The sequence below is a fragment of the Enterobacter cloacae complex sp. 2022EL-00981 genome (genome assembly GCF_028737495.1).
Classification (GTDB): domain Bacteria; phylum Pseudomonadota; class Gammaproteobacteria; order Enterobacterales; family Enterobacteriaceae; genus Enterobacter; species Enterobacter cloacae.
Genome location: NZ_JAQZRK010000001.1, coordinates 146056 through 171245, shown reverse-complemented (window position 1 = coordinate 171245; position 25190 = coordinate 146056). Strand labels below are relative to the sequence as shown.

Annotated in this window: 23 protein-coding genes; 10 read left to right on the top strand and 13 right to left on the bottom strand. The window is 54.9% G+C overall.

The window, feature by feature from the left end:
- Positions 1–62: 62 nt before the first annotated feature.
- Entirely contained in the window at positions 63–1421 is a 1359-nt protein-coding gene (locus PUZ33_RS00855; protein ID WP_058680158.1) for a glycoside-pentoside-hexuronide (GPH):cation symporter, read from the bottom strand.
- A 365-nt stretch (positions 1422–1786) separates the two neighbouring features.
- Here PUZ33_RS00855 and PUZ33_RS00850 point away from each other — a divergent pair, with 365 nt between their 5' ends.
- On the top strand, positions 1787–3472 hold the full coding sequence (locus tag PUZ33_RS00850; RefSeq protein ID WP_058680159.1) for an alpha,alpha-trehalase: 1686 nt from the start codon (positions 1787–1789) through the stop codon (positions 3470–3472).
- Positions 3473–3539: 67 nt separating this feature from the next.
- On the opposite strand, the gene PUZ33_RS00845 is transcribed toward PUZ33_RS00850, so the two are convergent.
- Entirely contained in the window at positions 3540–5642 is a 2103-nt protein-coding gene (locus PUZ33_RS00845; RefSeq protein WP_029882291.1) for a TonB-dependent siderophore receptor, read from the bottom strand.
- 113 nt (positions 5643–5755) lie between these two features.
- The gene (locus PUZ33_RS00840; RefSeq protein WP_020690853.1) at positions 5756–6010 is read right to left on the bottom strand and encodes a GlsB/YeaQ/YmgE family stress response membrane protein; all 255 of its coding nucleotides are present in this window, start codon (positions 6008–6010) and stop codon (positions 5756–5758) included.
- Positions 6011–6216: 206 nt separating this feature from the next.
- Here PUZ33_RS00840 and ycgR point away from each other — a divergent pair, with 206 nt between their 5' ends.
- On the top strand, positions 6217–6948 hold the full coding sequence (gene ycgR / locus PUZ33_RS00835) for a flagellar brake protein YcgR (RefSeq protein WP_020690852.1): 732 nt from the start codon (positions 6217–6219) through the stop codon (positions 6946–6948).
- Positions 6949–6986: 38 nt separating this feature from the next.
- On the opposite strand, the gene emtA is transcribed toward ycgR, so the two are convergent.
- Complete coding sequence (gene emtA, locus PUZ33_RS00830; protein WP_023621731.1) at positions 6987–7598, bottom strand: membrane-bound lytic murein transglycosylase EmtA; 612 nt, start codon at positions 7596–7598, stop codon at positions 6987–6989.
- A 96-nt stretch (positions 7599–7694) separates the two neighbouring features.
- Here emtA and ldcA point away from each other — a divergent pair, with 96 nt between their 5' ends.
- Both ldcA and PUZ33_RS00820 read left to right on the top strand, forming a co-directional pair.
- The gene (gene ldcA, locus PUZ33_RS00825) at positions 7695–8609 is read left to right on the top strand and encodes a muramoyltetrapeptide carboxypeptidase (RefSeq protein WP_047360886.1); all 915 of its coding nucleotides are present in this window, start codon (positions 7695–7697) and stop codon (positions 8607–8609) included.
- A gap of 97 nt (positions 8610–8706) precedes the next feature.
- The gene (locus PUZ33_RS00820; protein WP_013096157.1) at positions 8707–10440 is read left to right on the top strand and encodes a potassium/proton antiporter; all 1734 of its coding nucleotides are present in this window, start codon (positions 8707–8709) and stop codon (positions 10438–10440) included.
- Positions 10441–10487: 47 nt separating this feature from the next.
- On the opposite strand, the gene dadX is transcribed toward PUZ33_RS00820, so the two are convergent.
- Both dadX and PUZ33_RS00810 read right to left on the bottom strand, forming a co-directional pair.
- Positions 10488–11558, bottom strand: a complete 1071-nt coding sequence (gene dadX, locus PUZ33_RS00815; protein ID WP_013096156.1) for a catabolic alanine racemase DadX — start codon at positions 11556–11558, stop codon at positions 10488–10490.
- A gap of 9 nt (positions 11559–11567) precedes the next feature.
- Positions 11568–12866 carry a D-amino acid dehydrogenase gene (locus PUZ33_RS00810; RefSeq protein WP_014832348.1) on the bottom strand — a complete coding sequence of 433 codons (1299 nt, stop codon included), beginning with the start codon at positions 12864–12866 and terminating at the stop codon, positions 11568–11570.
- A gap of 320 nt (positions 12867–13186) precedes the next feature.
- Here PUZ33_RS00810 and PUZ33_RS00805 point away from each other — a divergent pair, with 320 nt between their 5' ends.
- Positions 13187–14719: a SpoVR family protein gene (locus PUZ33_RS00805; RefSeq protein ID WP_013096153.1), complete on the top strand. Its 1533-nt coding sequence runs from the start codon at positions 13187–13189 to the stop codon at positions 14717–14719.
- An 82-nt stretch (positions 14720–14801) separates the two neighbouring features.
- Here PUZ33_RS00805 and fadR read toward each other — a convergent pair whose 3' ends face one another.
- A complete protein-coding gene (fadR, locus tag PUZ33_RS00800; protein ID WP_013096152.1) occupies positions 14802–15521 on the bottom strand; it encodes a fatty acid metabolism transcriptional regulator FadR in 720 nt (239 codons plus the stop codon).
- A 201-nt stretch (positions 15522–15722) separates the two neighbouring features.
- Here fadR and nhaB point away from each other — a divergent pair, with 201 nt between their 5' ends.
- Both nhaB and dsbB read left to right on the top strand, forming a co-directional pair.
- Positions 15723–17261 (top strand): Na(+)/H(+) antiporter NhaB, encoded by a 1539-nt coding sequence (gene nhaB, locus PUZ33_RS00795; RefSeq protein WP_020690847.1) that lies wholly within the window; start codon positions 15723–15725, stop codon positions 17259–17261.
- A 46-nt stretch (positions 17262–17307) separates the two neighbouring features.
- Entirely contained in the window at positions 17308–17838 is a 531-nt protein-coding gene (gene dsbB, locus PUZ33_RS00790; protein WP_028028084.1) for a disulfide bond formation protein DsbB, read from the top strand.
- 121 nt (positions 17839–17959) lie between these two features.
- Here the strand turns inward: dsbB and PUZ33_RS00785 are convergent, their stop codons facing one another.
- The 3 genes from PUZ33_RS00785 to PUZ33_RS00775 form a co-directional block, all read right to left on the bottom strand.
- Entirely contained in the window at positions 17960–18400 is a 441-nt protein-coding gene (locus tag PUZ33_RS00785) for a YcgN family cysteine cluster protein (protein ID WP_014832353.1), read from the bottom strand.
- A gap of 92 nt (positions 18401–18492) precedes the next feature.
- Positions 18493–19152 carry a fumarylacetoacetate hydrolase family protein gene (locus tag PUZ33_RS00780; protein ID WP_029882294.1) on the bottom strand — a complete coding sequence of 220 codons (660 nt, stop codon included), beginning with the start codon at positions 19150–19152 and terminating at the stop codon, positions 18493–18495.
- A 47-nt stretch (positions 19153–19199) separates the two neighbouring features.
- Positions 19200–19475, bottom strand: a complete 276-nt coding sequence (locus PUZ33_RS00775) for a YcgL domain-containing protein (protein WP_013096146.1) — start codon at positions 19473–19475, stop codon at positions 19200–19202.
- Between the two features lie 123 nt (positions 19476–19598).
- Here PUZ33_RS00775 and minC point away from each other — a divergent pair, with 123 nt between their 5' ends.
- Genes minC through minE form a run of 3 tightly spaced genes read left to right on the top strand, consistent with a single transcriptional unit; the run spans position 19599 to position 21415 of the window.
- Entirely contained in the window at positions 19599–20306 is a 708-nt protein-coding gene (gene minC, locus PUZ33_RS00770; protein ID WP_020690845.1) for a septum site-determining protein MinC, read from the top strand.
- A 23-nt stretch (positions 20307–20329) separates the two neighbouring features.
- The gene (gene minD / locus PUZ33_RS00765) at positions 20330–21142 is read left to right on the top strand and encodes a septum site-determining protein MinD (RefSeq protein ID WP_013096144.1); all 813 of its coding nucleotides are present in this window, start codon (positions 20330–20332) and stop codon (positions 21140–21142) included.
- A gap of 3 nt (positions 21143–21145) precedes the next feature.
- Entirely contained in the window at positions 21146–21415 is a 270-nt protein-coding gene (minE, locus tag PUZ33_RS00760) for a cell division topological specificity factor MinE (RefSeq protein ID WP_008500504.1), read from the top strand.
- A 74-nt stretch (positions 21416–21489) separates the two neighbouring features.
- Here the strand turns inward: minE and rnd are convergent, their stop codons facing one another.
- From rnd to PUZ33_RS00745, 3 genes are all read right to left on the bottom strand, one after another.
- Positions 21490–22617, bottom strand: coding sequence for a ribonuclease D (gene rnd / locus PUZ33_RS00755; protein WP_274205293.1), 1128 nt, complete (start codon positions 22615–22617; stop codon positions 21490–21492).
- 71 nt (positions 22618–22688) lie between these two features.
- Entirely contained in the window at positions 22689–24374 is a 1686-nt protein-coding gene (gene fadD, locus PUZ33_RS00750; RefSeq protein WP_072262744.1) for a long-chain-fatty-acid--CoA ligase FadD, read from the bottom strand.
- 203 nt (positions 24375–24577) lie between these two features.
- A complete protein-coding gene (locus PUZ33_RS00745; protein WP_013096141.1) occupies positions 24578–25159 on the bottom strand; it encodes a Slp family lipoprotein in 582 nt (193 codons plus the stop codon).
- Positions 25160–25190: the final 31 nt, after the last annotated feature.

Below are 25190 nucleotides of genomic sequence, written 5' to 3'. Positions count from 1 at the left end.
CTGACGGACACAGAGAACCTCACCGATAATTCAAATGAATTATCGGCTTACTGCTTCAACTATTAAGAGTTAGCGAATTCGCCTTTGTTTAAATCACTCACCACGCCATTCATGACGTTTTCAGTTAATTTATAAAATTTGATCGAGAATGCGGTGAGTAAATAAAAGAGTGAAGGGATTAACGTGAACAATAAAATAACGCCCTGAATGGCGGATTCTGACTGTACGGTACTGTTCGACTGGTAATTAAACCAGGCCAGCACCCAACCCAGAATGGCACCACCGACGGCGACACCCAACTTAATCACGAAAATATTGGCCGCAACATTCATACCTGTAATACGACGTTGGGTTTTCCATTCACCGTAATTATTTGCATCAGTGATCATTGACCACTGCAACGCGCCGTTACCGCCCTGGACAATCTGAATGAACACATGGGCAATCAGTGGAATGACCCAGAACTCCAGCGGCAACCAGAAGCAGGCCACGCCTAACGCAGCGTTGAGAATATTGATCCAGAAGGAGAGTTTAACCTTGCAAAAACGGGTACCGAACGGCTGCGCCAGAACCGAACCAAACATCGAGGCCAGCATCCCGCCCAGCATAAAGAACGAGATGACGTCAGCCCCCTTGTTGAGAACAGTGTTCACGTAATAGACCACTGCACCACCGCGGATCACCACCGCCACCAGCATCATAAAGTTGTAGATCGAGAGAATGCGCCACTGATCGTTACGAAAGAGGATTTTAACGTCCCGGGCGATGTTCAGATTCTCCTCTTTGATCGGCTGGACGCGCTCTTTAGTGGTGACAAAACAAATGATAAACATCACGCAGCCGATTGCACCAAACAGCGTCATCGCCACCTGAATGCCGGTCGCCCTGTCGCCAGGGTAGAGATAGTCCGCGAGGGGAAGAATAAGCGCGGTACCAAGCGCGCCACCAATCGGGGTGATGGCAAAGCGCCAGGACTGCAAAGAGAGGTTTTCCCGTGGATCGGACGTTAGCGCAGCGCCCAGGGAGCAATAGGGGATATTAATGGCGGTATACATCAGAGTCATAAATATATACGCCCCGACGGCATAATAAATTTTACCTGTTTCGGTAAAATCCGGAATGGAATAAACCAATACGCAACTCACCGCAAAAGGAACGCATATCGCCAGCAGCCAGGGACGAAAACGTCCCCAGCGCGTGGAAGTTGCATCGGCAATCGCTCCCATAACGGGGTCGGTAATGGCATCTAATAAACGGACCAAAAGAAACATGGTTCCCATTACGGCCGGGGGTAAACCGTAAATATCGGTATAGTAATACGCCAGAATGGCAACCGATGAGTCAAAAACAATATGACTCGCGGCATCTCCAAGGCTGTAGCCTATTTTTTCCCGGACCGGAATTTTTTCACTCACTGACATCACGTTACTCCTTATTGATGAAACCGGTTTCTGCTTTGGCAATAATTTCGCCTGAGCGCAACGAGGCGATCCATTATGTTTTTTCACCATGAAGTTATGTTTTTTGCTTTATGTGATCGGGATAATTAAAAGAAAGCCTTTATCCGGAAAATTATGCGTAACGGATCGCAATTTATTTTCTCGCCTACAGCCATTCACAATATCAATATTTCAGCCGCGCCACCGGGGCATTAAACGCAACGGTAAATTGTCTGGATTTGTGCAAAGTGCGATGTTCGACACGCGAAGCGCGGAATATTCGACTAAGGTTTTCTGGTGAATGATTACAGCGTGACCGCTGCTCAGCGAAATAAGGAGAAGCACCGATGATAACACCTCAAAAGCTGCGCCCTCGCCTCTTACCTCTGGTTCTGGGCAGTGCGCTGCTCGCGGTTGCCGCGACAGGCAACGCGGAAGAGATGAACTCTGGCCAGACAAATTCACCGGATATCTTGCTCGGCCCTCTTTTCAACGATGTCCAGAGCGCCAAACTCTTCCCCGATCAAAAAACCTTTGCCGATGCCGTACCAAAAAGCGATCCCCTGACGATCCTGGCCGACTACCGCATGCAGCGTCGTCAGTCCGGGTTTGATTTACGCCATTTTGTTGATATGAACTTCACGCTTCCCGCGGAAGGGGAAAAATATGTTCCTCCTGCGGGGCAGAGCCTGCGTGAGCATATTGACGGGCTGTGGGCTGTGCTGACGCGTACCACCGATAAAGCCAGTAACAAATGGGATTCACTCCTGCCCTTACCAAAACCCTACGTTGTGCCGGGCGGGCGTTTCCGCGAGGTCTACTACTGGGACAGCTATTTCACCATGTTAGGGCTGGCGGAAAGCGGCCACTGGGACAAAATCAGCGATATGGTGGACAACTTTGCCTACGAGCTGGATACATGGGGGCACATTCCGAACGGCAACCGCAGTTACTATCTGAGCCGCTCCCACCCGCCATTTTTCTCGCTGATGGTGGAACTGCTGGCCACGCACGACAGCGAGGCGCTGAAGAAATACCGTCCGCAAATGGAAAAGGAGTACGCCTACTGGATGGAGGGCGCAGATGCGCTGCAGGCCGGAGAGGCCAACAAACGCGTGGTGAAGCTGGAGGATGGCTCGCTGCTTAACCGCTACTGGGATGACCGCGACACGCCGCGTCCGGAGTCGTGGCTTGACGATATCACCACCGCCAAAAGCAACCCTAACCGCCCGGCAACCGAAATCTACCGCGATTTGCGCTCTGCGGCGGCCTCAGGCTGGGACTTCAGTTCCCGCTGGATGGACGATCCGCAAAAGCTGGGCACCATCCGCACCACCAGTATTGTGCCGGTGGATCTGAACGCCCTGATGTTCAAGATGGAAAAACTGCTCGCCCGGGCAAGCCAGGAGAGTGGCGATGCCGCCAGCGCGAGCAAATATGAGGCTCTGGCCACGGCGCGCCAGAAGGCGATGGAGAAGTATCTGTGGAACGATAAAGAGGGATGGTACGCGGATTACGACCTGAAGAGTAAGAAGGTGCGTAATCAGCTCACGGCTGCAGCCCTCTTCCCGCTGTATGTGAAGGCCGCGGCACAGGATCGCGCGGATAAAGTGGCTGCAGCGACATCCTCACGTCTGCTGAAACCGGGCGGCATCACCACCACCACCGTGAACAGCGGCCAGCAGTGGGATGCCCCCAATGGCTGGGCGCCACTGCAGTGGGTAGCCACGGAAGGGTTGCAGAATTATGGACAGGACAAGGTCGCGATGGATGTCACCTGGCGCTTCCTGAAAAATGTTCAGCATACCTACGATCGCGAGCAGAAACTGGTGGAGAAATATGATGTCTCCTCCACCGGTACGGGCGGCGGCGGCGGTGAGTATCCGCTACAGGATGGATTCGGCTGGAGCAACGGCGTGACGCTGAAGATGCTGGATCTGGTCTGTCCGAAAGAGAAACCGTGTGACAGCGTGCCGCAGAATCAGCCTGCGGCGAATGATGAGGCTGCGCCGGTGAAAAGTACGGCGCAGTAAGTGAACAATGCCGGGTGGCGCTAACGCCTACCCGGCCTGCATTCCCTTCGGGAGAGGGAAACGATAATCAGAAGCTGTAGCTCGCCCCCAACTGATACGTCCGGTCACGCCCAATCCAGCAGTTTGTCGCGTCGTAGCAGGTCAGCGTCTCTTTGTTGGTGATATTTTGCGCGCTGGCTTTCAGCGTCAATCCCTCCAGCGACGGCAGGATTTCCCCCATACGATAGGAGGCCGCCAGATCGTACTGCATGGTGCCGCCCAGTTTGCCCGCATCGTTGTTCGGTGAAATTTCCATTGGACCGGTGTAGCGCGCCCCTGCCCCCAGCATCAGCCCTCTCAGCGGCGTGTTGTCAAAGGTGTAATCCCCCCACAGGTTGAACGCGTTCTCCGGTACCTGCGTTGGCCGTTTGCCCTGGTATTTGTCATCTTCGGTATTGATCAGATGGGTGTAGGCATAGTTGGCAATCAGGGTCACGTTATCCGCTGGGCGGCTGACGATTGAGAGCTCAGCCCCTTTAGATTCCACTTCTCCGGTCTGGCTGTAATTCAGGAAGCCCGGATCGGAGGTGACGACATTTTTCTGACGGATATTAAATACCGAGGCGGTAAAGGTTGTGGCGTAATCCGCCAGCAGGTATTTCACCCCGCCTTCCACCTGCTTGCTGGTGGTTGGCTTCACATCTTTAGCCGTGAGCGTACCCTGCGGCGACACCGGGGCAAACCCTTCGGAGTAGCTGATGAACGGTGAAAGCCCATTCTCAAACGCGTAAAGCGCGCCCAGACGTTTGGTCACGCGGTCCTGCGAGACCCACGCCTTGTCGCCATTCTGCATATAGTTGGTGGTTACCGAGCGGTAATCGTCATAACGCAGGCTGGCCAGCAGATTTAAACCGCCAAACTCCACCTGATCCTGCAGGTAATAGCCGTTTTGCTGATAGCTCAGACGATTTTTCTGCCCCGTATACAACCCGAGATCGCGTTCATTGATCTGCGAATAGTCAGGATTTCGCATATCGATGCCAGGCGTTGTTGAGGCATAACGGTAGTAGAAGTGAGAGTCCATCTTTTGATAGTCAAACCCGGCCAACAGGTGGTGTTTCCACTCTCCCAGCGCCACGGTTTTGGTTACCTGGTTATCGATGTTGAAGCTCTTCAGATCTTCATCCGTGGTGTAAGCAAACCGGTTAAGCTGGTATACCGCGCTCCCCGTCCCCGTGGCATAAACGCTGCGCTGGTGGGTGTCGACATCAAAGTACCGTGCCTTCTGGTTAAAGCCCCAGCCACTGTCAAACTCATGTTCAAAGCTGTAGCCCAGCATCCACTGACGCTGTTTGAAACCGCTCCACTCATCCCCGGCATAATCCCGGCGGTCGGCATATTTCGAGCGCAGATAAGCAAGCGGCAACGGGTTGGATGGAGACAGGCTCGGGGAGTTTTGCGCCAGTGCATCAACCGTAAGACGCGTTTTGCTGTCCGGCTCCCAGGTCACGGACGGGGCAACCAGATAATTTTCATAGCGCGTGGTATGGGGCTGATCGTCATTTTCCGTGGCTTTGCCCAGCAGGCGGTAGTTCCAGTCGCTGTCGGCAATTTGTCCGGTCGAGTCGAGATAACCCTCCTTCAGATTGCGATTGCCGGTGTTGAAACCCAACTCGGTATGGGCGGTTTTTTGTGGTTTTTTACCCTGAATATTCACCAGCCCCCCCGGGGAGCCACCGCCGTAGAGCACAGAAGATGGCCCTTTGAGGATATCAACGCTCTCAATCAGCAGTGGATCGATGCGCGCTTTGGTATTTCCGGTGACGTTATACGGCAGTTGCAGTCCGTTGTAGAACTCCTGGTCAACGGAAAAACCACGGATTTTATATTCGCTCATGTAGGTGGTATTGCCACGCAGCTCTGTCGAAACGCCCGGAACATAGCGCAGGATTTCGTTCACGGAGTTGGCATGGCGTTGCGCGATCTGCTGCGCAGAGACGGTATCGATCACCTGCGGCGTTTTACTTTCGGCAACGGCCGATTTGGTTGCGCTGTTTGTCCATGCGGGGAGAACGCTGCCCTGCTCAGAGCCGGTGACAAGAATGGTGGATTCTTCAGCAAATGCCTGTGCCTGTAATGCCAGCGTCACGGCTCCTGCCAACGCGCATACTGCAAAACGTGAGGTGTTCATAATGTCGTCTTGTGTTTATATGTAACTAGGAACGACAATTATTATCATTTCGATTAGCAAATCAATATCACGGCAAAAAAAACGGCCCTGTCGCGAGAGCCGTTTTGTGTCATCTATGCCCGTCGGAGCAACCTGAATATGCCCAGGACAACAATGGCGCCCACCACAGCCACAAGGAAACTGTGCAGGTCGAATCCACTAATGTCGCCCCCAAAACCAAACATGGTCGCCAGCCAGCCGCCGACAACCGCACCAATAACCCCAAGAACACAGGTCAATATAAAGCCGCCGCCATCATTTCCCGGCATGATGAGTTTAGCGATAGCCCCGGCAATAAGACCAAAGATGATCCACGCGATAATACCCATAGCGATGCCCTCTTGCAGGTTTAACGCATGCGCAGAAAACCCTCCGCGCAGGTAACGTAAGTATAGGTCATCACGGTAAAACCGATTTCATCTCACCGACTTAACTTCTCTGTACTGCGAAAAAAACTCACCGGTTTGTATTAAGTTTCGTTTCACGCTGCCGATAACGCAGAGACAGTCTGTCATTTATCAAGGAGCCATCCGGCGTGAGTAATTACAGTGAGCAGTTCCTGAAGCAAAATCCGCTGGCTGTATTAGGGGTATTGCGCGACCTGCAAAAAGGCGAGGTGCCGCTGCGCATCACCTGGTCAAACAATCAGTTCATCAGCAAGATCCTGGATGCTTCTGCAGAGAGGCTGGTCATTGACCTGGGCAGCCAGGAGCATGAAAACCGCGCCGCGCTGCGGGCGGAGAAAATCTCGGTGATGGCAGAAACGCACGGCGCAAAAGTGGAATTTGTCCTGCCGCGCCTGGAGCTGAGCGAATACGGTGGTCTTCCGGCGTTTGTCACCCCGCTGCCGGCCAACCTCTGGTTTGTTCAGCGCCGTGAATATTTTCGTATCAGTGCCCCGCTTCACCCTGCCTATTTTGGTAAGGCCAAAATGCCTGACAAAAAAGAGATCCGCTTTCGCCTTTTTGACCTCTCCCTGGGCGGCATGGGTGCGCTGATGGATACGCCAAAGCCTGACGGACTGGTAGAAGGCATGCGATTTACCCAAATCGAACTGGATATGGGAGGCTGGGGGCGTTTTTACTTTGATGCGCAGCTGATCGCCATCAGCGAGCGTAAGGTGGTCGACAGCAAAAATGAAACGATCGTCACGCCGCGTCTGAGCTTCCGCTTCCTGAACGTCGGGCCGGGCGCAGAGCGTGAACTGCAGCGGATTATCTATTCTCTGGAGCGAGAGGCGCGGGAGCGGGCGAATAAAGTGTTGTGACAGGAGCCGGGCAGCACACAGGCCGCCCGACAACGGCATTACATGGCATCCATTGCTTTCTGAACTTTCCAGATATAACGCGGAGCCTGTGGTGCCGGATGATTTTTCACCACGTGTTCAAAGAACTCGTCTTTGTCCATGTCGTTGATCTCTTCTATCGCCTCTTTACGGTCCGATGAGAACGTCCTGAGCAGCGCACCCGCGCCGTTCACGTAAGAGACCACCAGCGCATACTGCATCACTTCTGGATCCTCGATTCCCTTCAGCACGCCGTGTTCCAGAATGCTCAAATAGGCCGTGCCCATGGAGATGTTGCGTTCCGGGTTTTTCAGCTCGCTGGTTGACGGCTGACCACGCCAGCCCATATAGCGGTAGACCTCTCTCCCTGCGGTTGAGGCCTTAAGCTGCATCAGCCCTACGGCGTTAGATTTGCTGACAAGCGTTGGGTTACCGCCGGATTCCACGGCAATGATCGCCGTGATCAGTCGCGGGCTGACGCCCCAGGCCTTGCCTGCCTGTTCGCTGATCGGCATCCACTGCATGGCCCGTTTTACAGGCACTTCCGGGTTCCATGCCGGGTTTTGATAGTCATGTTTTGAACTACAGCCAGCCAGCAACACAATCAAAAAAGCAAACCATCTCAATTTCACGTCATCTATCCTTATAGCCGGTCATCGCCCTTGAAGCAGGCAACGTATAAGCGGCATGATATAGACAATTAGATTCTCATTCAGCAAGGAATTGCCATGTCTCAGTTTCATCTTATCGCGCCGTCCGGGTACTGCATCAACCAGGAGGCGGCACAGCGGGGCGTTGAGCGCTTACTGGAACTCGGTTACCCGGTAGAAAATCAGACAATTATCCCCCGCCGCCAGCAGCGTTTTGCCGGTACGGAAGCGCAAAGGCTGAATGATATCAACAGCCTGGTGAACCTGCAGGGTGAGAACAATATCGTGCTGGCGGTGCGCGGCGGCTATGGTGCGAGCCGGTTGCTGGAGAGTATTGACTGGCAAGGGCTGGCAAAGCGTCAGCAGCAGGATCCGCTGCTTATCTGCGGCCACAGCGACTTTACCGTAATCCAGCTCGGGCTGCTCGCGCTGCATAACGTGGTGACCTTCAGCGGCCCGATGCTGGCCGGAAATTTCGGGGCACCCGAGCTTGACCCATTTACGGTGGAACACTTCTGGCGCGCCCTGAAAAACCCGACCTACAGCGTTGAGTGGCAGGGCAACGGGCCGCACTGGTCGTGTGAAGGACAACTCTGGGGCGGAAATCTGGCAATGCTGGTGTCGCTCATTGGAACGCCGTGGCTGCCGCAAATTGATGACGGCATTCTGGTGCTGGAAGATATCAATGAACATCCGTTCCGCGTCGAGCGCATGTTATTGCAGCTGTATTACGCCGGTATTCTGGAACGTCAGTCCGCGGTTATTCTTGGCAGTTTTACCGGTGCCGCGCCGAATGACTATGACGCAGGATACTCGCTGGAAACGATGGTCGATTTCATCCGCTCACGCCTTGATATTCCTGTTATTACCGGGCTGGACTTCGGCCACGAGCAGCAAACCGTCACCCTGGCGTTAGGCGCGCAGGCCACCCTGAAGCATGATGAAACGGGCAGTCGGTTAACGATTGGGGGTCATCCGGTCTTAAAGGCATAAAAAAGCCGTTAATCCCCCTCAATAAACCGCTGTTTCCGTCGTTAATATGTTAGGGTTTTAGTAACAGCATTAACATTGAGGTGGGAGTAAGACAACATTGGATGCCACAGCGATAATCAGTCTTTTCATTCTGGGTTCTGTGCTCGTAACCTGTAGTATTTTATTAAGTTCATTTTCATCGCGTCTCGGCATACCTATTCTTGTTATTTTCCTTGCCATCGGCATGCTGGCGGGTGTCGATGGTATCGGCGGGATCCCTTTCGATAACTACCCTTTCGCTTACATGATCAGTAACCTTGCGCTGGCGGTGATCCTGCTCGACGGCGGGATGCGCACCCAGGCGAGCTCATTTCGCGTGGCGCTGGGGCCCGCCCTGTCGCTGGCGACGGTCGGGGTGTTAATCACCTCCGGTCTGACCGGCATGATGGCGGCGTGGCTGTTCCATCTCGATCTGATGGAAGGTTTACTGATTGGCGCGATTGTTGGCTCAACCGACGCGGCGGCGGTGTTTTCCCTGCTGGGGGGCAAAGGGTTGAACGAACGCGTCGGGTCCACGCTTGAGATTGAATCCGGCAGTAACGATCCGATGGCGGTATTTCTCACCATCACGCTGATAGAGATGATCCAGCAGCATGAAACAGGCTTAAGCTGGATGTTTGTCCTGCATATCCTGCAGCAGTTCGGCCTGGGGATTGCGCTCGGCCTGGCCGGGGGTTACCTGCTTCAGCAGACGATCAACCGGATATCGCTGCCTTCGGGGCTCTACCCGCTGCTTGCCCTGAGCGGCGGCATTCTGATTTTTGCCGTCACCACTGCGTTGAACGGCAGCGGGATCCTCGCGGTTTATCTCTGCGGTTTCCTGCTGGGCAATCGACCTATTCGCAACCGTCACGCCATTTTGCAGAACTTCGACGGGCTGGCCTGGCTGGCGCAAATCGGGATGTTCCTCGTGCTGGGCCTGCTGGTGACGCCGTCAGACCTGCTGCCGATTGCCGTTCCGGCACTGATTTTATCGGCATGGATGATCTTCTTCGCCCGTCCCCTGTCGGTGTTTGCCGGTCTGCTGCCGTTTCGCGGCTTCAACCTGCGCGAACGCGTCTTTATCAGTTGGGTGGGGCTGCGCGGCGCGGTGCCCATTATCCTGGCTGTCTTCCCGATGATGGCCGGACTGGATAACGCGCGGCTGTTCTTTAACGTCGCCTTCTTCGTGGTGCTGATCTCGCTGCTGTTCCAGGGAACCTCGCTCGGGTGGGCAGCGAAAAAAGCCAAAGTGGTGGTTCCTCCTGTGGGCTGGCCGGTTTCCCGCGTGGGGCTGGATATTCACCCGGAAAACCCGTGGGAACAGTTTGTTTACCAGCTCAGCGCCGATAAATGGTGCGTGGGGGCATCGCTGCGCGATTTGCACATGCCTGCGGAAACGCGAATTGCCGCCCTGTTCCGCGATAATGTCCTGCTGCACCCTACCGGCAGCACCCGGCTACGCGAAGGCGATATTCTGTGTGTGATTGGCCGCGAGCGGGACCTGCCCGCCCTGGGTAAACTGTTCAGCCAGTCGCCTCCGGTGGCGCTGGATCAGCGTTTCTTCGGCGATTTTATTCTGGAAGCCAGCGCCAGGTTTGCGGACGTGGCCCTGATTTATGGGCTGGATGAAGGTGCTGAAGGCGACGATAACCAGCAAACGCTGGGCGAAATCATCCAGCAGCGCCTTGGTGCGGCCCCGGTTGTGGGTGACCAGGTGGAGTTTGCCGGGATGATCTGGACCGTAGCAGAGAAAGAAGATAACGCAGTGCGGAAAGTCGGTTTGCGGCCGATGGAAGAGGACGTGGAGTAGTGGTTTTTTGCCGGGTGGCGCTAACACTTACCCGGCACACAGACACGTTACACCGTCACAACCGGCACTCTTGGGGCTAGCGCGCACATCAGTTCATACCCTACCGTCCCCGCCGCGGCAGCCACGTCATCAATTTTGACTTCGTTACCCCACAGCTCGACCGGGGAACCAATGCCCGCCTGCGGACATGGCGTGAGATCAACGGCCAGCATATCCATGGAGACGGTGCCCACCGTTCCCGTACGCACCCCGTCTACCCAGACTGGCGTGCCGCTCGGCGCGATACGCGGGTAGCCGTCAGCATAACCGCCCGCCACAATACCAATCCGTTGCTCGCCCGTCGCCCGGTAACGGCTGCCATAGCCCACCGTGTCGCCGGCCTTCAGCGTCTGCACACCGATGATTTCGCTGCGCAGGGTCATCACCGGCTTAAGGCCGCTGTTGGCGATATCCTGCCACTGGCCTGAGGGAGAGGCGCCATAAAGGACAATGCCCGGACGCACCCAGTTATAATGCGCCTCAGGATGCCACAGCGTGGCCGCTGAGTTGGAGAGCGAACGTGGGCAATCCAGTCCTTCTGCCGCCTGCTCAATGCGCACCATCGCATCGGCAATACCGTCCGGTTTTTCCGCATCGGCAAAATGCGCCATCAGCGTCATTTCGCCCACGTTCTTCAGGGCGCGCAGCTGTTGCCATACCGTATGGACCCGCTCAGGCTGGAAGCCCAGGCGGTTCATACCGCTGTTCACCTTGAGATAAATATCCAGCGGTGCATGCAGTTTTGCATCCTGAATCGCTTTAATTTGCCAGTTGCTGTGAACGCTGGTGGTCAGCCGGTACTTATCCAGCAGCGGCAGATCGTCGGCGTGGAAGAACCCCTCAAGCAACAGAATGGGCCCTTTCCAGCCGCGCTCGCGCAGCAGAATGGCCTCTTCCAGATTCAGTAACGCAAAACCGTCGGTGGCGCTGAGCGCACTCCAGATACGATCGATACCGTGGCCGTAGGCATTGGCTTTCACCACCGACCAGACGCGTGAACCTGGCGCCGCCCGGCGAACAATTTGCAGGTTATCCTTCAGGGCCTGCAAATCGAGCTGAGCCAGAACAGGACGGGACATGACAACTCCTTAGTTATGCGCGCCGTGCAGGTGCTGTGGACGCGAAGGGGTAAACCCCGATTGATAGCGTGCGGCACTTAAATCGTCAAACGGAATTGCCGGCGTGCGCCCGGATATCAAATCGCTAAGCAGCTGGCCAGAGCCGCAGGCCATTGTCCAGCCAAGCGTACCGTGGCCGGTATTGGTCCACAGGTTTTTGAACGGCGTACGGCCAACAATTGGCGTGCCGTCTGGCGTCATTGGGCGCAGCCCGGTCCAGAAGGTTGCCTGCTCGACAAAACCGCCACGCGGGAACAGGTCGCCCACCACCATCTCCAGCGTTTCACGGCGCGGCTTCAGCAGCTCGGTGTTAAAGCCGACAATCTCCGCCATCCCGCCAACGCGGATGCGGTTATCAAAGCGGGTAATGGCGATTTTGTAGGTTTCATCCAGAATGGTGGAAACTGGCGCCCCGCTGTCCTCTTTTACCGGAATGGTCAGGGAGTAGCCCTTCAGTGGGTAAACCGGAATGTCGAGAATGCCCTTCAGCATCGCTGTGGAATAGGAGCCAAACGCCATGACGTAGGCATCCGCTTTAATGACTTCATCGCCACACTTCACGCCGTAGATACTTCCGCCTTCTGACAGCAGTTTGTCGACCGCGGTATTAAAGCGGAATTTCACCCCCGCCTGCTCGCACATCTGCGCGAGACGCTGCGTAAACAGCTGGCAGTCGCCGGTTTCATCATTCGGCAAACGCAGGCCGCCCGTCAGCTTGTGCGACACTTCTGCCAGCGCCGGTTCAACCTGCCCAAGCTGGCTGGCTTCGAGCAGTTGATACGGTACGCCCGCATCTTCCAGCACGGCAATATCACGGGTGGCGTTTTCATACTGTTGCGCGGTGCGGAACAGCTGCAGCGTGCCGCCCTGACGACCTTCGTACTCAATACCGGTGGAGGCGCGCAGTGCTTTCAGGCAGTCACGGCTGTATTCCGCCAGACGCACCATCCGACCTTTGTTTTCCATGTAGTGCCGGGTGTCGCAGTTGCGCAGCATCTGCCACATCCACTTCAGCTGGAACTGGGTGCCGTCGAGGCTGATGGCCAGCGGCGCATGGCGCTGGAACATCCACTTAATTGCCTTCAGCGGAACGCCGGGTGCCGCCCACGGCGCGGCATAGCCCGGAGAGATCTGTCCGGCGTTCGCCGCACTGGTTTCCAGCGCAGGCCCTGACTCACGATCGATAACGGTCACGTCATGTCCCGCCTGACTTAAATACCAGGCGCTGGTTACGCCAACGACACCACTTCCCAGTATGACAACACGCATAGCCACTCCATATGTGCAAAAGAACAATCTTCTAATTACAGATTGATAACCTAGTTGAAAATATTATTCAACATACGACTTTTTTATGGTGACTTACCTCACACATCCCCCAGCATCAGGGGATGAGGCGAATTTGGGATCTCCTGCTGCGCGTTATTTTTAACCAGTATAAAATTCTGTGAAGACCGCTTTTTTTGCCGCATCAAAAACGGGAAATCGCAAAGAAAAAATTTCTGCTCCAGCACGCTTTTTAACACGGTGATCTATGCTTATCAGGAGGCTCTCCAGACAGAGAGAGCTCCCACAACGAGGGCGCGCTAATGGCTACTATTGATTCCCTGAATAAGGACAGCACACGTCTGAGCGATGGACCCGACTGGACCTTCGAGTTGCTGGATGTCTATCTCGCCGAAATCGACCGGGTGGCAAAACTGTATCGTCTGGATACCTACCCCCATCAAATTGAAGTCATTACGTCCGAGCAGATGATGGACGCCTACTCCAGCGTCGGGATGCCGATTAACTATCCGCACTGGTCGTTTGGTAAAAAATTCATTGAAACGGAGCGTTTATATAAGCACGGCCAGCAGGGTCTTGCGTATGAGATAGTGATCAACTCCAACCCGTGTATCGCCTACCTGATGGAAGAGAACACCATAACCATGCAGGCGCTGGTGATGGCGCATGCCTGCTACGGGCATAACTCGTTTTTCAAGAATAACTACCTGTTCCGCAGCTGGACCGATGCCAGCTCGATTGTCGATTACCTGATCTTCGCGCGTAAGTACATTACCGACTGCGAAGAGCGCTACGGCGTGGACGAAGTGGAGAAACTGCTCGACTCCTGTCACGCGCTGATGAACTACGGCGTTGATCGTTACAAACGTCCGCAGAAAATCTCCCTGCAGGAGGAGAAAGCGCGGCAGAAAAGCCGCGAAGAGTATCTGCAAAGCCAGGTAAATATGCTGTGGCGCACTCTGCCGAAACGTGAAGAAGAGAAAGCGGTTGCTGAAGCGCGTCGCTACCCGTCTGAGCCGCAGGAAAATCTGCTCTATTTTATGGAGAAAAACGCGCCGCTGCTGGAGCCATGGCAGCGTGAGATCCTGCGCATCGTGCGTAAGGTCAGCCAGTATTTCTATCCGCAGAAACAGACCCAGGTGATGAACGAAGGCTGGGCGACTTTCTGGCACTACACCATTCTTAACCATCTGTATGACGAAGGGAAAGTCACCGAGCGGTTCATGATGGAGTTCCTGCACAGCCATACGAACGTGGTGTTCCAGCCGCCTTACAACAGCCCATGGTATAGCGGCATAAACCCGTATGCGCTCGGCTTTGCAATGTTCCAGGACATTAAACGCATCTGCCAGTCGCCAACCGAAGAAGATAAATACTGGTTCCCGGATATCGCCGGCTCTGACTGGCTGGAAACGCTGCATTTCGCGATGCGTGACTTTAAGGATGAGAGCTTCATCAGCCAGTTTATGTCGCCGAAGATTATGCGTGATTTCCGCTTCTTCACCGTGCTGGATGACGACCGCAATAACTACCTGGAGATTTCGGCGATCCATAACGAGGAAGGTTACCGTGAGATCCGCTCTCGCCTCTCCTCCCAGTACAACCTGAGCAACCTTGAACCCAACATTCAGGTATGGAACGTGGATTTACGCGGCGATCGCTCCCTGACACTGCGCTATATTCCGCACAACCGGGCCCCGCTGGATAAAGGACGCAAAGAGGTGCTGAAGCACGTGCATCGCCTGTGGGGCTTTGATGTGCTGCTGGAGCAGCAGAATGAAGATGGCAGCGTGGAGCTGCTGGAACGTTGCCCGGCGCGGTTGAATACGTTGTAATGGTTTTTGCCGGGTTTTGTAGGCCCGGTAAGCGAAGCGCCACCGGGCGAAAAAAAACCTCTCACTTGAGAGGTTTTTTATTTCAGCGGCCCTGAATGGCTAAATCACCCGGCAGCGTTTTCTGCATCCGGTGCCAGATTTCACCGGAATCGTGGCCGTAGCGGCGCACCGTTTCATACACCTGATCGTGCAGGCCTTCAGTACAGAGCTTGCTGAGCTTATGGTAGAAGCCCAGCGCCAGGCTGCGCGCCTCGGGGTTGGCAAAGTAGTGGCGACCGATACGGGTATACAGCCCTTTCATGCCGTTCAGGATCAGACCGTACACCGGGTTACCGGAGGCAAACGCCAGTCCGCGGAAAACGTTGTAATCGAGCGTGGCAAAGGCATCCGCGTGATCTTCCACTTCGTTCGCGCTGGCAAGCACCTGCAGCGCGTCTTCCGGATGCTGACGAAAAGCGGTACGAATAAAGATTGTCGCAATGTTGGTACGCACCGAGAGCAGATTGTCGATCAGCTGTGGCACGCTTTCGTGATCGAGACGCGCCAGCGTTTCAAGAATGTTCAGCCCGGAGGTTTCCCAGAAGTTGTTTACTTTCGTTGGCTTACCGTGCTGGATCGTCAACCAGCCATCGCGCGCCAGTCGCTGGAGCACTTCACGCAGCGTGGTGCGAGTGACGCCAATCAGTTCAGAGAGTTCGCGTTCAGCCGGAAGAATGGATCCCGCAGGGAAGCGATTATTCCAGATGCTTTCAATGATGTACTCTTCCGCGAAACCCGCCGGGCTCTGCGCCTTAATGACCATAGTGAGATTTCCATTACACAGCTTTTGCAAATTGCACTCATCATACCAGAGGCATGCAGTGGCAGGTAGCGCGTGAAAGAGAGAAAAGAGGGATCGCTGTTTTATTTTCGTGAAATTTACAATACACGCTTATCCGCCTCTGCCCCGCGTTTTTTGCGTATACTGATGTTTTGTTTTACCTGACGGGGAAGGACGTCTGTTGTGGAAATTTCTTTTGGGCGCGCGCTGTGGCGCAATTTTTTAGGCCAGTCTCCTGACTGGTACAAACTGATACTTCTGGTTTTCCTGGTTGTTAATCCCATTATTTTTAGTATCACTCCGTTCGTCGCCGGGTGGCTGCTGGTGGCGGAGTTTATCTTCACCCTGGCCATGGCGCTGAAATGTTATCCCCTGCTGCCGGGTGGTTTGCTGGCTTTTGAAGCCGTGGTTATCGGCATGACGAGCGCAGAGCATGTCAAAGCCGAGCTGGCATCCAACCTTGAAGTGCTTCTGCTGCTGATCTTCATGGTGGCCGGTATCTACTTTATGAAACAGCTGCTGCTGTTTATCTTCACCCGCCTGTTGCTCAGCATTCCGTCTAAAACGATGCTGTCGCTGGCGTTCTGCCTTGCTGCCGCATTCCTTTCGGCCTTCCTGGATGCGCTAACCGTCGTGGCGGTGGTCATCAGCGTTGCCGTCGGGTTTTACGGCATTTATCACCGCGTGGCATCGTCCCGTCCGGGCGAGGATTTGCAGGACGACAGCCACGTCGAGGCGCATAACCGTGAGGTGCTGGAACAGTTCCGCGCGTTTCTGCGCAGCCTGATGATGCACGCAGGCGTCGGTACCGCATTAGGTGGCGTGATGACCATGGTTGGTGAGCCGCAAAACCTGATCATCGCCAAAGCGGCTGAGTGGCATTTTGGCGAGTTTTTCCTGCGCATGGCACCGGTCAGCCTGCCCGTGTTCGTCTGCGGGTTAGCGACCTGTATCCTGGTCGAGAAATTCAATGTTTTCGGCTACGGTGCGCAGTTGCCTGAGCCAGTTCGCAAAGAGCTGCATAAATTTGACGAGCAGAACCGTACGCAGCGCACGCGCCAGGAGACGCTGCGTCTGATTGCGCAGGGGATCATCGGTATCTGGCTTATCGTCGCGCTGGCTTTCCATCTTGCCGAAGTCGGGCTGATTGGTCTTTCGGTTATTATTCTTGCGACGACCTTTAGCGGGGTAACGGATGAACATGCTATCGGTAAAGCCTTTACCGAAGCCCTGCCGTTTACCGCGCTGCTGGCGGTCTTCTTTGCGGTGGTGGCGGTGATTATCGACCAACACCTGTTCGCCCCGATTATTACTTTTGTACTGCAGGCGGCGCCCGACGCGCAGCTGTCGCTCTTCTATCTGTTCAACGGCCTGCTGTCGTCCATCTCCGATAACGTTTTTGTCGGCACGGTCTACATCAATGAAGCCAAAGCGGCGATGGAAGAAGGCATTATCAACGCCGGGCAGTTCGAGCTGCTGGCGGTTGCCATTAATACAGGCACCAACCTGCCGTCGGTGGCGACGCCAAACGGACAGGCCGCTTTCCTGTTCCTGCTGACCTCGGCCCTCGCGCCACTCATACGTCTTTCTTATGGAAAGATGGTCTGGATGGCGCTGCCCTATACGCTGGTGCTCACCATTGTGGGATTGCTTTGCGTCAAAATTACCCTCATTCCCTGTACGCAATGGCTGATACAAGCGGGTATACTTGCGGCGCATTAAAATTCGTTTACACTGCGCTTTCTAAGCATGTTCCAGGGAAATGATTATGTTGAGATTTTTAAACCAGTGCTCCCGCGGTCGCGGAGCATGGTTGTTAATGGCCCTGACCGCCTTTGCGCTGGAAATGGTCGCGCTGTGGTTCCAGCATGTGATGGGACTCAAACCCTGCGTGCTCTGTATCTACGAGCGCTGCGCGCTGTTTGGCGTCATGGGCGCGGGTCTGTTGGGTGCGATTGCACCAAAAACACCGCTCCGCTACGTCGCTATCGCGGTCTGGCTGTACAGCGCCTGGAAAGGGATTGAGCTTTCCTGGCAGCACACCATGATGCAACTGCACCCGTCGCCGTTCATGACCTGTGATTTCGCAGCCCGCTTCCCGAGCTGGTTGCCGCTGGATAAATGGCTGCCGCAGGTGTTTGTCGCCTCCGGTGACTGCTCTGTACGTCAGTGGGAATTCCTGTCGCTGGAGATGCCGCAGTGGCTGGTGGGCATTTTTGTGGCCTACTTCGTGGTCGCGCTGCTGGTGCTGATTGCTCAGCCGTTTAAGCCGAAGAAGCGCGATCTGTTCGGAAGGTAAAAGCAAAACGGCAACGATAGTTGCCGTTTTTAGTTTTTGCGCCCTCTCCCGTGGGAGAGGGTTGGGGTGAGGGCATCAGGCCGCACCCCAATAAAAACCCGCCTCGGCGGGTTTTTATTTATCACCGGGTCGGGTGATTCATAATGTGGTCTTCCCAGTCCCGCACCTCGGACTCTTTCACCGCGATGTGACGCACAGAGATACGCTCGCCGTGCATGGCCGCTTTAGACCCGGTCAGCAAGGGGTGCCATGTCGGCAGATCCTTCCCTTCCGCCAGCAGGCGATACGCGCAGGTATGCGGCAGCCATTCAAACGTCGGCAGGTTCTCACGGGTGAGCTTAATGCAGTCCGGCTCGAACTCAAAGCGGCGCTCGTAGTTGCGGCACTGGCAGGTTTTGATGTTTAACTGCTTACAGGCAACGTTGGTGAAATAGATTTCATCAGTGTCTTCATCCATGAGCTTATGCAGGCAGCACTGCCCGCAGCCGTCACATAACGACTCCCACTCCACGTCTGTCATTTCGTCGAGAGTTTTGCGTTGCCAGAAAGGGATGTCGTTCATCAGGATGTCCACACGTCAAAAGAAAGCGCACCTTATAACGAGTCTGGCACGTTGATGCAAGTTTTGCCGCCCTGAGGGGCGGCAAAATGCGTTTACAGCACGCGGGTTTTCAGTGACAGGCCGTTAAAGCTCACTTCCAGTTCGTCTCCACCGTTAAGAGGGCCGACACCTTCTGGCGTACCGGTCAGGATCACATCCCCCGGCTTAAGGGTAAAGAAGCGGCTCATATAGGCAATCAGCGGCACGATCTTATGGATCATATCTGCCGTGGTGCCCTGCTGGCGGATCTCACCGTTCACTTTCAGGCTGAGGGACGTGTTCTGTGGATCGCCGGTAAATTCGCCGACCGGAACAAAACCCGAGATCGGGCAGGCATTATCAAAGCCTTTGGCTTTTTCCCACGGCTGCCCTGCTTTCTTCAGCTTTCCCTGTACCTCACGCAGCGTCAGATCCAGCGCTACACCGTAACCGGCGATAGCTTTTTGCACATGCTCTTCGGAGGCCTGGCGTAGCGTCGCGCCAATCAGCACCGCCAGCTCCACTTCATGATGCACTGAACCCAGTCCCTGCGGCAGTGCCAGCGGCTGGCGGATATCGCAAAGCGCGGTTTCCGGCTTAATGAACAGCACCGGCTCTTCTGGCGTCGCGCTGCCCATCTCCTGAATGTGTTTGGCATAATTGCTGCCCACGCAAACCACTTTGCTGACGGGATAATCCAGTAATGCACCTTGCCAGTTATGATGTTGATACATGGTCGACCCCTAAACGGTTGATGTGTTATGCCCGAAAACAGGTGAGGCTATTTTTTACCGGTCGCCTCAAGATGCTGTTTTAATAAATTCTCGGGAGGTGGCGGAAGCTGTAAATAATAGCCTTGCTCCGTTAAGGCCGTTTTAACTTTTTCCAGATCGGCGTTAACCAGTTTCTTACGACCGTCGAGCGGCAGCAGCATCGCCAGCTGAGGTCGGCCAAAGCTCTTCATTAATTCTTCTGGCACGCGGGAAAAATCGTCTTTCTTTTCGACATAAAGATAGGTCTGGTCGCGGCTTGTACTTCTGTAGATCACACAAAACATGTTTTTACTCTGAATTCATAGGTGGTTGCTTGCCTCAATATACTCCTGACTATAACATGCCTGATACTCTTCGGAATATCGCAGCGAGTGGTTGCGGTTAATAGCAAATTGAGTAAGGCCAGGATGTCAAACACGCCCATCGAGCTTAAAGGCAGTAGCTTCACCTTATCAGTGGTACATTTGCATGATGCAAAACCCGAGGTTATTCGTCAGGCGTTAGAAGACAAAATCGCTCAGGCTCCCGCCTTTCTGAAACACGCCCCTGTTGTTATCAATGTCAGTGGTCTGGAATCCCCGGTTAACTGGAAACAACTCCAGCAGGCCGTCTCCTCTACCGGTCTGCGCATTGTGGGCATCAGTGGCTGTAAAGATACTGAGCTGAAAGCGGAAATCGACCGTGCGGGACTGCCTCTTCTGAACGAAGGCAAAGAAAAAGCCCCACGTGCGGCCCCCGTTGCCGTTGAAACGCCCCCACCTGCGGTACAAAACGTTACCGCCCTCACAAAAACGCGAATGATTGATGTGCCGGTTCGTTCCGGACAGCGCATTTATGCACCAAACTGTGATCTAATTGTTACAAGCCACGTCAGCGCTGGCGCTGAGCTGATTGCAGATGGCAATATTCACGTTTACGGTATGATGCGTGGGCGTGCACTCGCCGGGGCGAGTGGCGATCGGGACGCACAAATATTTTGTACTCACCTGACTGCGGAACTGGTGTCCATCGCAGGTGAATATTGGCTGAGCGACAAGATCCCAGCCGAATTTTATGGCAAAGCGGCTCGTCTGCGACTGGCAGACGACGCGTTGACCGTTCAACCGTTGAATTGATCCCTTTTTAACAAGGAATTTCTATGGCACGCATTATTGTTGTTACTTCGGGTAAAGGAGGCGTTGGCAAGACCACCTCCAGCGCGGCCATCGCTACTGGTTTGGCCCAGAAGGGAAAGAAAACCGTCGTTATCGATTTCGATATCGGTCTGCGTAACCTCGACCTGATTATGGGTTGTGAACGTCGCGTCGTGTATGACTTCGTAAACGTGATTCAGGGCGATGCCACCCTCAACCAGGCGCTGATTAAAGACAAGCGCACCGAGAACCTTTATATCCTCCCGGCCTCTCAGACGCGTGACAAAGACGCCCTGACCCGCGAAGGGGTTGAAAAGGTGCTCGATGAGCTGAAAAAAATGGAGTTCGACTTCATTGTCTGTGACTCCCCTGCCGGTATCGAAACCGGTGCCCTGATGGCGCTCTATTTCGCTGATGAAGCGATCATCACCACGAACCCTGAAGTGTCATCCGTCCGTGACTCTGACCGCATTCTCGGGATCCTCGCATCCAAATCCCGCCGTGCGGAAAATGGCGAAGACCCGATTAAAGAGCACCTGCTGCTGACCCGCTATAACCCGGGCCGCGTAAACAAAGGTGACATGCTGAGCATGGAAGACGTGCTGGAGATCCTGCGCATTAAACTGGTGGGCGTCATCCCGGAAGACCAGTCCGTGCTGCGCGCCTCTAACCAGGGCGAGCCAGTGATCCTTGATACAACAGCAGATGCCGGTAAAGCGTATGCGGATACGGTTGACCGTCTGCTGGGAGAAGAACGTCCTTTCCGCTTCATTGAAGAAGAGAAGAAAGGTTTCCTCAAACGCCTGTTCGGAGGATAAGTTATGGCATTACTGGACTTTTTTCTCTCGCGGAAAAAGAACACCGCCAACATCGCAAAAGAACGACTGCAAATCATCGTTGCGGAGCGTCGTCGTAGCGACGCCGAGCCTCACTACCTGCCGCAGCTGCGCAAGGACATCCTGGAAGTGATCTGCAAATATGTGCAGATTGACCCGGAGATGGTCACCGTGCAGCTGGAGCAAAAAGACGGGGATATTTCGATTCTGGAGCTGAACGTCACGCTCCCGGAAGCGGAAGAGTCGCGTCCGTAGTTTTTGATTTCGTAGCCCCGGTAAGCCGCAACGCCACCGGGGGAATATGCCGGGTATATCGCCCGGCATATTGATTATCGTGGATACCCTTCCAGCAACGTATTCAGGCGATCGGCCATCAATTCCCCGCGCCAGCCCGCCATCATTTCCGGTAAGCCATTCTGCGGTTTCAGCTTCCAGTGCCAGTTCAAAAGCTGGTTTATCTGACGACGTGATGCCAGCAACTCCGCACTCAATTTGCTTTCTGCCGCCACAGCCTGCACCAGCGCTTTAATATCTTTAAACGCTTTGCGATAGCCCGGCATATCCATCAGATTCAGCAGCGGCTCTGGCAGTGCGTCATCCGGTATCTGCTGCGCTTTGGCCACCAGCGCGAGCAGCGTTTTTCCGTGAAAACGGATTTCGCTGCCTGAAAGCCCAATGCTGTCCAGCTCGCCCATGCTGCCTGGCATATAGCGTGCGACCGCCCACAGGTGCTCTTCGCGTACCACAAAGTTAACGGCCAAATCGCGTTCGCGCGCTTTACGCAGGCGCCAGTCGGCTAATAATTGCAGACAGGCCAGCTGACGTGTACGCAGCTGCCACGCATTGCTGATGTCGCGCCAGGCCTCTTTCGGGTCAGCGATTTCCTGGCGACGCAGCTGCGTCATGCGGCACTCATCCAGTGCAGCAGGCAGCCAGCCGGAGGCTTCTGCCTCTTTCATCAGTTGTCCGGCAATCGGCAGCAGGTAAAACACATCTGCCGCAGCGTAGTCCAGCTGACGCTCCGTGAGCGGGCGCGCCAGCCAGTCGGTACGGGATTCACTTTTATCCAGGGTCAGGCCGGTGTACTCCTCAACCATGGCGGCAAAGCCCCATGAAAGCGGACGATTGCTGAACGCGGCGAGGATCTGCGTGTCAATCAGCGGCTGCGGCATGATGCCAAACGTATTCAGAAAGACTTCCAGATCTTCACTGCCTGCGTGCAGGTATTTGGTGACCGCAGTATCAAGCAGCAGGTCACGCATCGGCGTCCAGTCGGTAATGCCGAGCGGGTCAATCAGCGACACGTGTTTGCCGTCGTACATCTGAATCAAACCCAACTGCGGATAATACGTCCGGGTACGGACAAACTCGGTATCCAGGGCGATGGCAGGAAAGTCGCGCGTCACTTCGCACAGCGAAGCCAGCTCGTCGTTGGTCGTGATCATCTGGTAATTCAAAACGGTTTCTCTTTTGTTTGCGCCCATAAAAAACGCCGGCTAAACCGGCGTCTGGGCGATTAGCGTGAAGCTCAGGCCTTATTGTCCACTTTGGCACGGGCTTCGTCACGTAATTCTCGTCGTAATATCTTCCCGACGTTCGATTTCGGCAGCTCATCGCGGAACTCCACCAGCTTCGGCACTTTATAGCCGGTGAGCTGACGGCGGCAGAACGTAATGAGCTCCTCCTCGGTAAGAGAGGCGTTTTTCTTCACCACAAAAATCTTCACTGCCTCGCCGCTGCTGCCGGAAGGTACGCCAACCGCGGCAACTTCAAGCACGCCGCTATGCTGCATCACCACATCTTCGATCTCATTCGGATAGACGTTAAATCCCGAGACGAGGATCATGTCTTTCTTACGATCGACAATGCGCAGGAAGCCCTCTTCGTCCATCACCGCGATATCACCGGTGTGCAGCCAGCCGTCTTTGATGATTTCGTCGGTGGCATCAGGACGCTGCCAGTAGCCCAGCATCACCTGTGGCCCTTTAACGCACAGTTCACCCGGCTCGCCCGGTGCAACTTCGTTGTCGTCATCATCCACCAGTTTGGCTTCCGTCGACGGTACGGGCAGGCCGATACTGCCGCTGTGATAGTCGATATCATGCGGATTGACGCTGACCAGCGGGGCGCATTCGGTCAGGCCATAGCCTTCGAGTAAATACTGGCCGGTGAGTTTCACCCAGCGCTCTGCCACCGCCTGCTGAACCGGCATTCCGCCGCCCGCAGAGAGGTGCAGCGTGGAGAAATCAAGCTGCTGGAACTCTTTGTTATTAAGCAGCGCGTTAAACAGGGTATTGACCCCGGTCATAGCGGTGAACGGGTATTTCGCCAGCTCTTTAACCAGCCCCGGAATGTCGCGTGGGTTGGTGATCAGCACGTTCTGACCGCCCAGCTCAATAAACAGCAGGCAGTTCATGGTCAGCGCGAAAATGTGATAAAGCGGAAGCGCGGTGATGACCACCTCTTTGCCCGGATGCAGCAGCGGCCCGTAGGTCGCATTCACCTGCTCAAGGTTCGCCAGCATATTGCGGTGAGTCAGCATGGCGCCTTTGGCCACGCCGGTAGTGCCACCGGTGTACTGCAGGAACGCAAGATCCTCTGACACCACTTCCGGTTTGACGTATTGCATACGATACCCGGCATGCAGCGCGCGGCGGAAAGAGATGGCATCCGGCAGATGGTATTTCGGTACCAGACGTTTAATGTATTTGACGACAAAGTTAACCAGCGTGCCCTTGGCGGTGGAGAGTTGATCCCCCATACGCGTCAGGATGACGTGTTTAACCTGGGTTCTGTCGACCACTTTCTCCAGCGTGTGGGCAAAGTTTGAGACGATCACAATTGCGGTCGCGCCGCTGTCGTTCAGCTGATGCTCCAGCTCACGTGGGGTGTAGAGCGGGTTGACGTTGACGACAATCATCCCGGCCCGCAGGATACCAAATAACGCGACCGGGTATTGCAGCAGGTTCGGCATCATCAGCGCGACGCGATCCCCTTTTTGCAGCCCCAGCCCTTCCTGCAAATAGGCCGCGAACGCCCGACTCCGCTCCTCAAGCTTACGGAACGTCATCACCTCACCCATATTGATAAACGCGGGCTGATCGGCGTAACGCCTTACCGAGTGTTCAAATAATTCAACCAGGGATTGATAACGGTCAGGATTGATCTCCGAAGGCACATCTGCGGGATAACGGTTAAGCCAAACCTTGTTCAATGCATCACCTCTGAATTGAGTGTTCGTCGTCATCACAACCCCGATAATAAACAGTTTGTTAACATTATATTAACTCAGCGTACCAGTTTATTAATTGCCCAGATTTAAGGTTGCGAAGCGCGTCACTCTTTTTTTTCGTTTTAGCCGTAAAAAAACAGAGACAGCGGCTGAGCCGCTGTCTCTTTTCTAACAATAACAGTAAGTTACTCAGTAACGATCGTCTGTACCTGCGCCGGCCCCGGGTTATACCAGCCCCAGCCGGGGTAGCCGTAACGATACGGGTGTGGGCCCCACATCCACGGATCGACAGGCTGAGGCGGCATGATCACCTGCTGTGTCAGCCGCCAGCGTTTGTAGCCGTTAACCTGCATGGTCATAAATTTGTAAGGCGTTGTGCCGATTTTGCCCTGTGTCGTGCCGGTAATCGGCCCGACGACGGTCACCAGCTGTCCACGGAAATCAACCGGGTCGAGGAAGCCGCTGACATCGGCAAAAATGCGCCCACGCGAGGTTTCGCCGAGGATCGGCCGCGCGCCGCTATCCAGTGGCACGGTGGCGATCTCCAGCCGGGTTTTCCCCTGCTGGTTTTGCACCTCAATCACCTTCCCGCCGAAGCGCGCTTCCTGACCGACGTAAAGCTCAGGGGCATTCATCACGCGAACCAGATCCTGCTGTGGCGTAGGGCTACTGCCCTTAATCGCATCAGGAACGGAAACGCATCCGCTCAGTGCTATGGCCACAGCGCCTGCCATAATTAGGCGTACTACTTTAGTCTGAACCGCCATGATGCGACTCCTTTTTCTCAGTTCCTGTTAC